The sequence below is a fragment of the Burkholderia sp. 28_3 genome (assembly GCF_003253915.1).
Lineage (GTDB): Bacteria > Pseudomonadota > Gammaproteobacteria > Burkholderiales > Burkholderiaceae > Burkholderia > Burkholderia cenocepacia.
This window is the reverse complement of sequence record NZ_QKZF01000043.1, coordinates 13962-27602: the sequence shown is the minus strand read 5'-3', so window position 1 is coordinate 27602 and position 13641 is coordinate 13962. Positions and strand designations below refer to the sequence as shown.

The following is a 13641-nucleotide window of genomic DNA, read 5'->3' as shown; positions in this document are numbered from 1 at the left end:
CATTACGCCGCCCTTGGACTGGCGCCTATGTGCCGCCCCTCAAGTGGCGCCCTTATGCCGACCCCGCATTGGCTCCATAGCGCCGCCCCGTGACACGCAGGCGGCAGTGGATAAATACAGGCAGGATTTCCATTGAAGCGCCGCACTTTCATCGCCGCCGCAGCTGGCACAGCGCTCGTACCGGTGTTGGACGCGACCGCTTTCGCTGGGACTGTCTCCGGCGACACAGCACCGGATGGTTCGTTCGAGATCGTCGCCGCGTTTCCTGGTCCGGGTCCATCCGGCATCGCTGTAACGCCCGAGGGGCGGGTGTTCGTGGGTTTCCCCCGGCACGCTGATAACCATCGCGAGGCGACGCTGGCGGAATTGAAGGGCAATGTGCTGGTTCCCTATCCCAACGCTGCCCTCAGCCTGCCCTCGGACAAGCCGCCCGAACAGCGCCTGATCTCGATTCACGGCATGACCACGGACAGTCGCGGCCGGCTATGGGCGATCGACGACGGCAAGCTCGCCGGACAACCGATTGCGCCGGGGGCGGCCAAAGTGATCGGCGTCGACCCACACTCGGATCGGTTGATCGCGAGCATCGTGCTGAAACCGCCGGCGATGCGCCCCGACAGCCACATGAACGACTTGCGCATCGATTTGACCCACGGCCCGCAGGGCGTCGCCTACATCGCCGATTCCTCGTTCGGCACATCGGGCGCACTGGTCGTGGTTGACATCGCGACCGAACGCCAACGCCGCGTGCTGACCAATCACCCGTCGACGCAACCGGAACAGGGATTCGTAGCCGTGCTCGAAGGGCGGCCTCTGCGTTACGACCCGGCGCATCCCGGTTTCCCGGTGGGGGGCGCGGACAGCGTCACGCTCAGTGCGGACAGTTCGCGACTCTACTACTCGCCGTTGACGAGCCGCAGGCTGTACAGCATCGCGACCGACCTGCTGGCCGATTTCGGTGCCACCGATGCGGCCCTTGCAGCCGGCGTGGTGGACCACGGTGAGAAGGTGATGACCGACGGCCTCGCGACCGATATGCAGGATCGTATCTATCTCACCGCCGGCGAACACGATGCCATCCTGCGTCGTTATCCGGACGGACGCCTCGACGTGGTCGCGCGAGATCCCCGCATCGTATGGCCGGACGGCATTTTCGCCACGGCCACCCACGTCTATTGCACGTTGGGCCAGTGGGACCGGCTCCCGGGATTCAACGGCGGCAAAGACCTTCGCGTGCCCCCGTACCTCCTGATTCGTGTGCCGATCGATCAGCCGTGTCCTCCTGTTGCCTAGTCCCAAAGAAGGCCTTTCATGCGTGACGAAACTTCTGCCGTTACTACGGCTGACTCGATGCTTGCCCCACAAGCGCAAGCCGATGCCCGGCGCGCTACCCGCGCGCTGGCCGCGCTGACAACAGCGGTATTCCTGACCTTCATGACGATTGGCCTGCCGTTGCCGGTTGTTCCTCTTTACGTCGGAAAAACACTGGGATTCGGCAATGTCCTGGTCGGTCTGTCGGTCGGCATCCAGTTTCTGGCCACCATCCTGACGCGAGGCGTAGCCGGTCGCCAGGTCGACCGCATGGGCGCGCGCCCTGTCATGCTGCGTGGCATGTTTTTCTGCGGGTGTTCGGGCCTTGCGCTGGTTCTCTCGGCACAACTTCCGGCTGCGGGCGTGGTCAGGTTGCTCGTGCTGATCGTCGGCCGACTCGTGCTGGGGTTTGGCGAAAGCCAGCTCATCGTAGGCATGTTTGGGTGGGGAATCGGCACGGTCGGACAGCCGCGTTCTGGCAAGGTACTGGCGTGGACCGGTATGGCGATGTATGGCGCGATCGCGCTGGCCGCGCCAATCGGTTACTGGCTCTATCACCGGGGCGGTATGACGTATGTGGGCACGGTGGTCGTCCACCTGCCCATGATCGCCGCCTTCTTTGCGTACCCCGTTGCAGGAGTGGCGCCCCTGAAAGGCGAGCACCAGCCATTCTGGAGTGTGATAGGCCTTATCTGGCAGCCTGGGCTGGCCGTGCTGCTACAGGGCGTTGGGTTTGCGGCGATCGGCGCTTTTGTCTCACTGGATTTTGCTGCCAGGGGATGGGCGGGAACGGGCCTCGCATTGAGCTGTTTCGGGGGTGCTTTTGTGTTGGTTCGTGTCCTGTGCGGTCACCTCCCGGATCGCTATGGTGGAATGCCCATTGCCATCGCATCCCTAGCCATTGAAATGGTAGGGCAAGCACTGCTCTTTCTCGCGCCAACCGCCCCGATGGCGCTTTTGGGCGCTGCCGTAACCGGCGCCGGCTGTTCGATGGCCTTTCCGTCCTTGGGCGTCGAAGTCGTCAAGCGCGTTGACGTCCATAGTCGTGCGACCGCATTGGGAGGATTCGCGGCATTCCAGGATCTGGCCTATGGCTTGACCGGCCCGGTGACAGGGGTGTTCGCCACAGCCTTCGGATTCCCCTCCGTGTTCGCGGTCGGTAGCGCCTGCGCGGCAGTTGGCCTGTTCGTGGTCGTGGCCATGGCGCGTGGCGCGCTCGGGTGGTCGGTTACCCGCGGAAAACCGACGGCCCTCTCGGCCCCCAACGAATAAAACGAGGAGCGCGAGATGATCGAAACGGCTATTCCGCAGCTTGCCTTGAATGACGGTATCCAGATTCCGGCGAACGGTTTCGGCACCTACAAACTGAATGGCCGCGAGAGCGTCAAGGCGATGGGAATCCCATGACCTGTCAGTCATCCTCGGCCGCAGTCTCGATCTCATCGGTATCTTCATGCTTCTGCCGATGCTTGCCGGTCAGGGTCTCGCTCGCCATGGAGAGATCCTGAGCGAAATCGGGGCGCTCGTCGATAGGGGTAAGCTCCGGCCGTTACTTGATCCGGCACGCTTCTCCCTGACGGATGTGAGTGCCGCCTATACCCACCTCGAAAAAGGCCATGCCATCGGCAAGGTCGTCATCGATATATGCCCCTGACGAGGAAAATCCAAAATCTCCGAAGAAATCGCCATCGTCGCCATAGCCCAGGCTAAGCCCGGCGCGGAGGCATAGGTCGAAGCAGCCATCACTGCCTGCGTGGCAGGAACGCACCTAGAGCCGGGATGCCGGCTCTAGGTCCGTGATCCAGCATGCGCCCGGGATAGGCGTGGTGGTGGCCTTCCGAGGCGGAAACTGCTGGACCAGCTCGGCGTAGCGCTCCAGCGGCGCGCGGTACAGCGCAGCAAACTGGCTGCGCGAGACGGAGGTGCGTTGCCAGATGTGTTCCGATGGGGCGCCTCTGACTCTTGACGGACTAGACACGATGCCGCAATTTAACCATAATGACCATATCAATCATATCGGTCATGGGTGCGCAATGATTACTGAAGTCAGTGCAGTGAACTTCCGGCAGAACTTGGGCGAGATGCTTAACCAGGTGCAGTACCGCAACGACAGCATCGTCATCAACAAAGACGGCAAGCCGGTCGCGGCTTTGGTCGACGCCGAGCTGTTTGCCCGCATCCGGCGCATGCAGGAACGCTTCGACGTCCTGAGCCGTCGGATCAACGATGCCTATGCCGGCGTACCGGCAGAGGAAGGCCTGGCCGAAATCGAGGCTGCCGTGGCCGCCGAGCGGAAGGCGCGCTGATGTCGGGATTGCGCGTCGTACTCGATACCAATGTGCTGGTATCGGGGCTGGCCTATCCGGGTAGTGTGCCGGGACGCATCGTTGCGGCTTGGCGGCAAGGTGGCCTGGAGGTGGCACTTTCGCATTACATACTGGATGAAATGGTACGTGTATTGCCGCGTTTGCCAAAAGTCCAGATGACTCCGGTGGAAATCCGCGATCTGGCGGACAGCTTCATGTTCCTGGCCGACATAGTCGAACCCGAAGCGAAGCAGGACGTGGCGCTGCGTGATCCCGCCGACCAGCCTGTGCTGATGACTCTGATTGCAGCAAAGGCGCAGTATCTGGTCACTGGAGACAAGGATCTGTTGGCCTTGTCGGACCGCTACGCGATCATTACGCCAGCAGAGTTCTGGCAGCGGCACGGAGTCTGATCGCATGGCGGTTAACGCACCGGGGCCGCAAATAGAGTTGGTGTCGTAGGAGCCGCCCGTGTTGAAGAAGTAGTTCGAGCCGATCCAGGTCAAATCATTCATCTGCGTGTCGGACAGCGTCGGCCGGTTCATGAAGAGCCTGGCGCGCGACGGCCCGTAGCAGTCGTGCGTGAAGTCCGCGAACTCCTGAGCCAGCACCACCGGATCGTTGATGCGGGCGGCATCCACGTCCATGCGGATTTGCCGGAGGTCCGTGCCACATGGAATCGCTGCGACTGCTGCGCTGGTAATGGCCTTCGAGATCGCGTGCATGAAGAACCACCAGACCGGCACCAGCGCGCTCTGATTATTGAGGGCGGTGTACGTCGTTCCCCAGCCAGTGTCTGCCGGCTTGGGAACGGTGGCTCGGGCGGAAACGTCTTGAGTGCCTTCAGATCGACCTGGCCAATTTGGCAGGCCAGTCCTTCGCGCAGCGGCGGCAACACCTGGCTACGTGGCCCGGCTTCGCCTTCCTCGTCGGCAGGTTCCGGGGCGGCCAGCACCAGGCGCCAGCCCGGCACGATAACCTGCTTGCGGCCTCCAGGCTCTGTCCGCCGAAGGGGAGCCGCGCCGTGGTGCGATCGAACTCGTGGTGGGGGAGGAACTGTGCCAGGCAATGCGCACGGATCAGCTTGTAGACGGCCAGTTCCTTCTCGCTCATGGCTGCGAGATTCGCAGGTTCGAGGGTCGGAATGATGCCGTGGTGCGCCGTGACCTTGCCGTCGTTCCCGGCACGCGAGCGCTGGGTGCAGTCGAGCTGGGCGACCAGTGGGGGCAGGGCCGGATCGGTCTTGACCAGGCTGTCGAGCACGGTCGGCACCTCGGCGAACATGCTTTCGGGCAGGTAGGCCCGAATCGGAGCGCGGGTACGTCGTCGCCTTGTGCGTCTCGTACGGGGCCTGCGCGATGTCGAGCGTTTCCTGCACGTCCAGGCCGAACTGCCGGGAGCAGACCTCTTGCAGCGTGCCCAAGTCGAACGGTAGCGGTGGACCTTCACGCACGCGCCCGGTCTCGACGCTGATCACCTGGGCGGAGTCAGCCGCGCGGATACGCTCGACTGCCTGCTGCACGACGGGCTGCTGCAAGCAGCGGCCGGCGCCGTCGGTACAGCCCTGCGGCGGTTGCCAGTGCGCGATGAAGGAAGCACCACCTGCGGACAGGGTGACCTCGATCGCCCAAAACGGAACGGAGACAAAACGCGCGATCTCGCGGTCGCGGTCGAGAATCGCGAGACCGCTGGATCTGCAGGTATGGACGCAGGTTATCCCTGTCTCCGGCGTCCGTGTTGGACATCCGTTTCGGTGCGTGCCAGTTCCTGGGCGAGAAAAGGCGCTGTCCGGCTATCCGGCACCTGTGCCACCTGAGGCGGGGTGCCGGCGGCCACCACGCGGCCCCCGGCATCGCCCGCGCCGGGTCCCACGTCGATCACCCAGTCGGCCTGTGCCACGGCCCGCATGTCGTGCTCGATCATCACCACGGTATTGCCGGCATCGACCAGGCGCTGCAACTGCACCAGCAGCCGGTCGGCATCCGACGCATGCAGCCCGGTGGTCGGCTCGTCGAGCACGTACAGGCTGCGTCCGCGCTGGCTGCGCTGAAGCTCGGTGGCCAGCTTGATGCGCTGCGCCTCGCCACCGGAAAGCTCAGTGGCCGGTTGTCCCAGGCGCAGATAGCCCAGTCCGATATCGCGCAGCAGTTGTAGTGGCCTTGCCACAGCGTCTTCACCCGCAAAGAATTCGCTGGCTTCGTCCACGGTCATCTGCAGTACCTCGGCGATGTTGCGGTCTTTCCAGAGAACCTTCAGCGTGGCCTCGTTGTAGCGTGCACCATGGCAGGTCGGGCACGGCGCGTACACGCTGGGCATGAACAGCAGCTCTACGCTGACGAAGCCTTCGCCCTCGCAGGTTTCGCAGCGCCCCTTGGCCACGTTGAACGAGAACCGGCCAGCGTCATAGCGGCGGCGGCGCGCATCGGGGGTGGCGGCGAACAGCTTGCGCACATGGTCAAACAGGCCCGTGTAGGTGGCCAGGTTCGAGCGAGGCGTGCGCCCGATCGGCTTCTGGTCCACCTGCACCAGACGCTGCACGGCATCCACGTCACCGGCCAGATGACCGCCGGTGACCTCGATCACCGCTGGCCCTTCACCGGTTCCGCTTTCCGCCGCATCGTCTTCAGGCTCGTGGCCCAGGTGCAGCAGCACCAGTTCCGGCAGGGTCTGCGCGACGAGGCTGGACTTGCCCGAGCCGGAGATGCCGGTGACGGCCGTCAGCACGCCTAGCGGAATGCGCGCATCCACGCCATGCAGGTTGTGGCGGTGGACGCCCTGCAACTCCAGCCAGTCGCTGGCTTCGCGTGCCCGGCTGCCCGGCGCGGGGATCTCGTCGAACAGGTAGCGCGCGGTACGCGATTCGGCGATCTGTCGCAGGCCGTCCGGCTCACCGCTGTACAGCACGCGGCCGCCACGCTCCCCAGCATCCGGCCCCACGTCCACGAGCCATTGTGCGCGGCGCATCAGGTCCAGGTCGTGCTCTACAACGAACACCGAGTTGCCCGCGTCGCGCAGCCTGTCGAGTGCGTCGTACAGAGCCTGACTGTCGGCGGGGTGCAGCCCCGCCGAGGGTTCGTCGAGTACGTACACGACGCCGAACAGCAGGGAACTCAATTGCGTGGCCAGCCGCAGGCGCTGCAACTCGCCGGCCGAAAGCGTCGGCGTGGCCCGGTCCAGCGTCAGGTAACCCAGGCCCAGCCCGCGCAGTTGGCGCAGGCGTGCCATCACGCCACCAGCCAGCCGCTGCGCTGCAAGGCGCTTTTCTTCCGACAGCGCGGAGGTGCGACGCACGTCAGGCGACACCGAATGGACGGCGCGGCCGGAGGCCGCGCGTTCGGCGCGGTCACGCCGGGTCGCTTCCCTGTCCGTACCCGCGCCCGCCACATGGGCGCGGAAATCCCCCTGGGCGATGGGTTCGAGCAAGGCTGCCAACTGGTCCAGCGGCATCTGCATGAACTCGCCGATGTCCACGCCGGCGAAGGTGACCGACAGCGCTTCGGGCTTGAGCCGTTTGCCGTGGCAGGTGGGGCACGGCTTGCCTTCCATGAACCGGGAGACGCGCTTTCTCATCAGGGCGCTCTGGGTGTTGGCAAAGGTGTGCAGCACGTAGCGCCTGGCGCCGGTGAAGGTGCCCATGTAGCTCGGCTCCAGCTTGCGCTTGAGCGCGGCGCGGGTTTCAGCGGGCGTGAAGCCCGCGTACACCGGCACCGTGGGTGTTTCTTCGGTGAACAGGATCCAGTCGCGATCTCTCCTGGGCAGGTCCTTCCACGGCCGGTCGACGTCATAGCCCATGCTGACCAGGATGTCGCGCAGGTTCTGCCCTTGCCAGGCGGGGGGCCACGAGGCGATTGCACGCTCGCGGATGGTCAGGGAAGGATCGGGCACCATGATGGCCTCGGTCACCTCGTACACATGGCCCAGACCGTGGCAGGTCGGACATGCTCCCTGCGGCATGTTGGGCGAAAAATCTTCGGCGTACAGCATCGGCTGACCGGCCGGGTAGGCGCCAGCACGCGAATACATCATCCGCACCAGGCTGGACAGGGTGGTTACGCTTCCTACCGAAGAACGTGCATTGCTGGCGCCGCGTTGCTGCTGCAATGCGACCGCCGGTGGCAGGCCGTCGATCGAATCGACGTCGGGCACGCCGGCCTGGTCGATCAGGCGCCGCGCATAGGGGGCCACCGACTCGAAGTAGCGCCGCTGGGCCTCGGCATAGAGGGTGCCGAAGGCGAGCGAGGACTTGCCGGAGCCGGAGACACCCGAGAACACCACCAGCGCGTTGCGCGGGATGTTGACGTCAACGTCCTTGAGATTGTGTTCGCGCGCGCCCCGCACCTGCACGAGGCCGCTGGCTGCGGCGGTACAGGAGGATTCACCGAAAGAAGGGTTTGGCATGTTTTTATCCTGTAATTCGTGAGGTGGCAATGGGGCGGAATTCCGGATGGGGATCGGTCAGGCGTCCGTCCCCCGCGCCGCCGCGTCGTCGAGCGAGCGCATAAAGGCAAGCCGTTCCCCCATCGTGCGCTCGGCACCTCGGTCCGTTGGCTGATACCAGTTCGGCCTGGTCACACCCTCCGGGAAATAGGTCTGTCCTGCGGCGTAGCCGTTGGGCTCGTCGTGCGCGTAGCGGTAGCCTTCCCGGTATCCCATCTGCTTCATCAACTTCGCCGGCGCATTGCGCAGATGGAGGGGCACAGGCTGGGAGCCACTGCTTTTGACGAATGCCTTCGCCTGATCCCAGGCGGTGTAGGCAGCATTCGACTTGGGTGCAAGGGCGAGATAGGTCACCGCTTGAGCAAGCGGTATCTCGCCCTCGGGAGAACCCAGCCTCTCGTAGGCTTGCGCGGCGTTGAGTGCCAGTTGCAATGCCAGCGGATCGGCGTTACCGATGTCTTCGCTGGCCATCACCACCATGCGACGGGTCACCTGGCTGACGTCTCCGCTGCCGTCGAGGATGCGGGCCAGCCAATACAGGGCTGCATCCGGGTCGGAGCCACGCAACGACTTGTGAAAAGCCGAGAGCTGCCAGTAGAACTCGTCACCGCCTTTGTCGAACCTGCGCAGCGACGGACTGGTGGACACCCTGGCGAATGCTGCGTCGACCACCGCCTTGCCAGCACCCGATGCAGCATTCGTCACCTGCTCAAGCAGATTGAGGAAACGCCTGCCGTCACCATCGGCGAAGCCCTTGAGCAGGTCCAGCGCGTCGGCGTCCAGCGTAACGCCCTGGAGATGCGGTCGCGCGCGTTCATAGAGCTGCTGCAGTTCGTCGCCGGACAGCGGTTCGAGGGTATAGACCTGTGCACGCGAGAGCAGTGCGGAATTGACCGCCAACCCGGGATGCTCGGTGGTACCCCCCACCAGAGTCAGAAGTCCCGACTCGACATGGGGCAGCAAGGCATCCTGCTGCGCCTTGTTGAAGCGATGGATCTCATCGACGAAAAGCACCGTCGATCGACCATGGTTGTCCAGTTCAGCCTGGGCCTCGTCGATGGCTTGCCGGATGTCCTTCACCCCGGCAAGCACGGCCGAGATGGCAATGAACCGGCTGTCGGTTGCACTGGCGGCCAGACGCCCCAGGGTGGTCTTGCCCACGCCTGGTGGTCCCCAAAGGATGAACGAATGCAGCTTGCCCGCCTCGAATGCGAGGCGCAGCGGCTTGCCGGCGCCCAGCAGGTGCCGCTGCCCGACGAATTCGTCCAGCGTCCTGGGACGCAGGAGTTCGGCTAAGGGAGGCTTGGGTTTGGTCGTGAACAGATCGGTCAAGTTCATCTCCCTGGCATTTTTGCGAATTGTTTCGATAACGTGAGCGCCTTAATCCAGGTGGCCGGATTTACCCAACGTCATGGACGCTGATGTGCGATCTCTGTCGGTGCTCGCACGCATGATGATGCGGGAGCCCCGATAGCCGATGCTGTGGTTCCATACCCAACTCAAGGCGACGCTCAGGCGATTTTGCGTGCCGATCAGAAAGTAGATATGCGCAAGCTTCCAGATCCACCACGCAAAGGCACCACGCAGCTTCACCCGCCCCATATCAATGACCGCCAGGCTGCGGCCGATGGTGGCCAGGTTCCCCTGATGCCGGTATTTGAAGGGTCCGTCAACGGGCTTGCCCTTCAGGCGCCGTCCAATGAGGCTGGCGACGTACTTGCCTTGCTGTTTGGCCGCCGGGGCGATGCCCGGTACAGGCTTTCCGTCGGGCATGGTGCACGAAGCCGTATCGCCGATGGCGAAGATCTCCGGGTGGCCAGCCACCGTCAGGTCAGGCCCAACGACCACCCGGCCAGCACGATCAGACGTAGCGCTCAACCAGCGGGCAGCGGGAGACGCCTGGACCCCGGCGGCCCACACGATGGTCCTGGCCGAAAGAGGCGTGCCGCCGTATACCACGCCCTCGGCCGAGCACCCGGTGACTGGCGTACCCAGTACGACCTCGACGCCGAGCTTCTCGAGCGCCTGGCGCGTATAGGCGGAAAGATCCTCCGGGAAGACGGACAGCAGACGCTGGCCAGCCTCGATCAGTACGACACGCGACGTGCTCGGGTCGATTGAGCGAAAGTCGCGTGCCAGCGTGTCTCGCGCAAGTTCGGCAATGGTTCCGGCCAGTTCGACCCCGGTAGGGCCACCACCGATGATGACGAACGTCTGCAGCGCAGCACGCTGCTGAGGATCGCTCGTGCGCTCAGCTTCTTCGAAGGCAGCGAGGATGCGTCCTCGAATGGTCGTGGCATCTTCCAGCGTCTTCAACCCCGGTGCGAAAGGCTCCCACTCGTCATGCCCGAAATAGGCATGGGTCGCACCTGTCGCGAGCACGAGCGTGTCGTAGCTTTGCCGCGAACCATTGTTGAGAATAACCTCGCGCGCGTCCTGATCGACACCCTCCACTTCGGCCATCAACGTGTTCACTTCGGGTCGATTGCGAAAGAGATAGCGAATAGGCCAGGCGATCTCCGAGGTCGAGAGAGACGCCCCCGCAACCTGATAGAGCAAGGGTTGGAACAAGTGATGATTGCGCCGATCGATGATGGTCACGTCGACCTCGGTGCCGGCAAGCTGGTTGGCAACTTCGATCCCACCGAAGCCGGCTCCGATGATGACGACGTGATGCCGGTTTCCAGAGGTCTTTATCATGACCTGATCTCCTTTCGCTCAGCGGTTCAGCGCTGATGCATGGTGTGCAATATGCTCGCCAATGAAGCTGGCAATGAAGTAATAGCTGTGATCGTGGCCCGGACGCAGATTTAGCGTCAGCGGGTGACCCGTCTCTTCGCATGCTTTGCGCAGCAGTTCGGGGCGAAGCTGGCTCTCGAGGAACTCATCGCTCAGGCCTTGCTCCACCAGCAATGGCAAACGCTCCTGGGCGGTGCGAATCAACTCCACGGTGTCGTACTGCTTCCACGCTTGCTGATCGCCGCCCAGGTAAGCCGTGAAGGCTTTGTGTCCCCAGGGCACCTCGGTGGGGGCGACGATGGGCGAGAAAGCCGACACGCTCCGATAACGGCCCGGATTGCGCAGAGCGATGACCAGGGCGCCGTGTCCGCCCATGGAATGGCCGCTGATGCTGCGTTCCGCTGTCACGGGAAAGTGAGCCTCTATCAGCGCCGGCAACTCCTGCACGACGTAGTCATACATCCGGTAGTTCGCAGCCCAGGGAGCCTGGGTTGCATTGACGTAGAAACCCGCCCCTTGTCCGAGGTCGTAGGCAGGATCATTGGCAACGCTTTCGCCGCGAGGACTGGTATCCGGTACGACGACGGCGATGCCATGTTCGGCCGCGTAGCGCTGGACTGCGGACTTGGTGATGAAGTTCTGCTCGGTACAGGTGAGGCCCGAAAGCCAGTACAGCACCGGCACTTTGCCGTGCTGCGCCTGCGGGGGCAGGTAGACACCGACCTTCATCGTGCAGCCGAGTGTCGTGGATTCGTGTTGATAGACGTCCTGCCAGCCATCAGAGCTGGCGTGATGTTCGACGCGTTCCATGTTGTTCTCCTATGTTCAAACGAATGGCGCTGCAATCGCGCGCCAGGATGGCTGCCCCTCAGGGCCCCTCAGGAAGACTTTTCTTCCGCTGCCGGATCGCCGTGGGCGTGTCTGATCCTGCGCACGGTCCACCAGATCGCCAGCATGACCACGGGCACGAGGATCGCAACCGCGGAGTCGGGTTCCACGATGTCGTGAATGCCGGGAATGCCCTTCACGACATCGCCAAGAAGATTCACGACGTAGTAGGAAATTGCCGCGACCGACAGGCCTTCGACCGTTTGCTGAAGGCGCAATTGCATCTTCGCCCGGTTGTTCATCGACGCCAGCAGGTCCCGGTTCTGGCGTTCGAGTTCGACGTCGATCCAGGAGCGCAGAAGCGAGATGGCCCGATTCAGCTTGTCGGAGAGCTTGGCCTGACGCTCCTTCACGGATTGGCATGTCCGCATCGCCGGGGCGATGCGGCGCTGCAGAAAATCGCGCCAGGTGCAGTACCCGGACACAACCTCTTCCGAAAGCGCCTCCAGCCTTTCCTCAACGATCTCGTAGTAGGCGCGGCTGGCACCGAAGCGATAGAGGTTTGCCGCAACGCCGGCTTCCAGTTCAGCCGCCAGGCGGGTCAGTTCGGCAAGAAGAACGTCGCTGTCGCGTCTTCCCACCAGACTCGTACACATCTCGTCGGTGATCGCCGCGAGTCGCGACTCCATGCGCCGCAACTCCGACGTCATCGACCGTGTTAATGGCAGGGACAGCAACGCCAGGGTCCGATAGGTCTCGGTCTCCAGAAGGCGTTGGGCCAGCGCGCCTGCGCGCGTCGGGTTCAAATCGCGTGAGAGGATCAGGATATGCGTCAGACCGTCCTCACCCTGGCGGAAGTCGGTCAGGATGGCGGCAGAACCATTCTCCACCAGCGAGTAGCACAGACTGGCAGGATCAAAGCGATCGGCCTCCTTCTCCGTTTCCGGCGTCCATGGAAGCAGTCTCAAACGTATGCCGGATACGACCGGGCCGGGAGGAACGAAGCCGTGCCTGAACGGATTTTCGCCGCATGGCTCTCCGGTCTCGGGATCCAGCGCGGCACACCAGAGATACGTCGAGAACTCGGTGTGTTTTTCGCAGTGCAGGTCTCCCTCATCCCATGTCAAGCCGTGAAGCGGCGTAGCGTGGTCGGGCTCGGCAACGCCGAAGCGATGAGACAACTCGCTCATCGCTGCCTGGTCCCTGGCGGTGTCTCCTTCGGTCATGAAGGCGAACTGCAATATGCCGCGGGGGGCCTGAATCAACAGATGCGGGCGCGCATGCACTTCACCCACGGCTGCAGCACGATCAGCATAGGCCGGCATGCCGTACACAGTGGCGGTCGAGGCGGGTTGTGCGGTCGTCATATTGATGTTGGCCAGCTCTTTCATAACGACCTCATTTCCCATTGGCTGAAAAGCATTACGCTTTGCGGTAAATGCCCGCAGCCGTGCACTTCGTACACGGCTGCGGGCCGAGCCTCGTGAGCCGGCACGCCCTATCCGGTTTGGCTAATGCGCTAGCCGAATAGAGGCTTGTGCCGGCTCCTTTGGAAGACTCTCAGCGTCCTTGCTTTCAGACGAAGGTGTACGAGCAAACCTTGTTGCCTGCCGGATCACGCAGGTAGGCCGCATAGGCACCCGGCAGGTGACCACGCGGGCCAGGCTGGCCCTCGTCGGTGCCGCCTGCGGCAAGGCCGGCGGCATGGAAGGCATCCACTTCGGCGGGAGTGGCGGCGGCAAAGCCGACGGTCACGCCATTGCTGGACGGCGCTTCACCGTTGCCCGGCCGGGCAATGATGAAGGCCGGCTTGTCGCGACCGTAAAGCACCCAACCACTGCCGAAAGGACCGAGGTTCTTGATGCCGAGAGCACCCAAAGCGGCGTCGTAAAACGCGACCGACTTCTGAACGTCGGCGGCGCCGAGAAAGACGTGCGAGAAGATGCCGTCACCGGAAATAACTGGAGTGGACATGGAGAGTTTCCTTGATGTCTGGTGTTGAATGGATAGTTCGTGATCC

At 63.4% G+C, this 13641-nt stretch carries 11 protein-coding genes and 3 pseudogenes; 5 read left to right on the top strand and 9 right to left on the bottom strand.

All coding sequences use genetic code 11. The features are described 5' to 3' along the window. Window positions 1-132: 132 nt before the first annotated feature. The 3 genes from DFS13_RS38125 to DFS13_RS38110 all read left to right on the top strand — a co-directional run bounded on the left by DFS13_RS38125 (window position 133) and on the right by DFS13_RS38110 (window position 2965). Window positions 133-1293, top strand: a complete 1161-nt coding sequence (locus tag DFS13_RS38125; RefSeq protein ID WP_012431195.1) for an L-dopachrome tautomerase-related protein — start codon at window positions 133-135, stop codon at window positions 1291-1293. A gap of 18 nt (window positions 1294-1311) precedes the next feature. Further along, window positions 1312-2583 (top strand): MFS transporter, encoded by a 1272-nt coding sequence (locus DFS13_RS38120; RefSeq protein ID WP_223274404.1) that lies wholly within the window; start codon window positions 1312-1314, stop codon window positions 2581-2583. Between the two features lie 181 nt (window positions 2584-2764). After that, window positions 2765-2965, top strand: coding sequence for a zinc-binding dehydrogenase (locus DFS13_RS38110; RefSeq protein WP_041758165.1), 201 nt, complete (start codon window positions 2765-2767; stop codon window positions 2963-2965). Between the two features lie 139 nt (window positions 2966-3104). Here DFS13_RS38110 and DFS13_RS38105 read toward each other — a convergent pair. Continuing rightward, a pseudogene (locus DFS13_RS38105) lies at window positions 3105-3292 on the bottom strand (TraI domain-containing protein); the annotation flags it as partial. A 52-nt stretch (window positions 3293-3344) separates the two neighbouring features. Between DFS13_RS38105 and DFS13_RS38100 the strand changes: the two are divergent. Then, window positions 3345-3617, top strand: coding sequence for a type II toxin-antitoxin system Phd/YefM family antitoxin (locus tag DFS13_RS38100; protein ID WP_012431197.1), 273 nt, complete (start codon window positions 3345-3347; stop codon window positions 3615-3617). Next, on the top strand, window positions 3617-4030 hold the full coding sequence (locus DFS13_RS38095) for a putative toxin-antitoxin system toxin component, PIN family (RefSeq protein ID WP_012431198.1): 414 nt from the start codon (window positions 3617-3619) through the stop codon (window positions 4028-4030). The genes DFS13_RS38100 and DFS13_RS38095 overlap by 1 nt, the downstream gene beginning before the upstream one ends. Before the next feature lie 39 nt (window positions 4031-4069). Here DFS13_RS38095 and DFS13_RS41055 read toward each other — a convergent pair. The 8 genes and pseudogenes from DFS13_RS41055 to DFS13_RS38055 form a co-directional block, all read right to left on the bottom strand. Continuing rightward, a pseudogene (locus DFS13_RS41055) lies at window positions 4070-4429 on the bottom strand (conjugal transfer protein TraG N-terminal domain-containing protein); the annotation flags it as partial. Window positions 4430-4431: 2 nt separating this feature from the next. Continuing rightward, window positions 4432-5295, bottom strand: a pseudogene (locus DFS13_RS38085) (DNA topoisomerase); the annotation flags it as partial. A gap of 35 nt (window positions 5296-5330) precedes the next feature. Further along, entirely contained in the window at window positions 5331-8015 is a 2685-nt protein-coding gene (locus DFS13_RS38080; protein WP_012431199.1) for an excinuclease ABC subunit UvrA, read from the bottom strand. 57 nt (window positions 8016-8072) lie between these two features. Then, the gene (locus tag DFS13_RS38075; protein WP_021163354.1) at window positions 8073-9386 is read right to left on the bottom strand and encodes a replication-associated recombination protein A; all 1314 of its coding nucleotides are present in this window, start codon (window positions 9384-9386) and stop codon (window positions 8073-8075) included. Between the two features lie 48 nt (window positions 9387-9434). Further along, on the bottom strand, window positions 9435-10754 hold the full coding sequence (locus tag DFS13_RS38070; protein WP_012431201.1) for an NAD(P)/FAD-dependent oxidoreductase: 1320 nt from the start codon (window positions 10752-10754) through the stop codon (window positions 9435-9437). A gap of 18 nt (window positions 10755-10772) precedes the next feature. Continuing rightward, entirely contained in the window at window positions 10773-11603 is an 831-nt protein-coding gene (gene fghA / locus DFS13_RS38065) for an S-formylglutathione hydrolase (RefSeq protein WP_012431202.1), read from the bottom strand. Between the two features lie 68 nt (window positions 11604-11671). After that, window positions 11672-13012: a DUF3422 family protein gene (locus DFS13_RS38060; protein ID WP_012431203.1), complete on the bottom strand. Its 1341-nt coding sequence runs from the start codon at window positions 13010-13012 to the stop codon at window positions 11672-11674. Window positions 13013-13196: 184 nt separating this feature from the next. Beyond that, on the bottom strand, window positions 13197-13595 hold the full coding sequence (locus DFS13_RS38055; protein WP_012431204.1) for a VOC family protein: 399 nt from the start codon (window positions 13593-13595) through the stop codon (window positions 13197-13199). Between the last annotated feature and the right edge of the window lie 46 nt (window positions 13596-13641).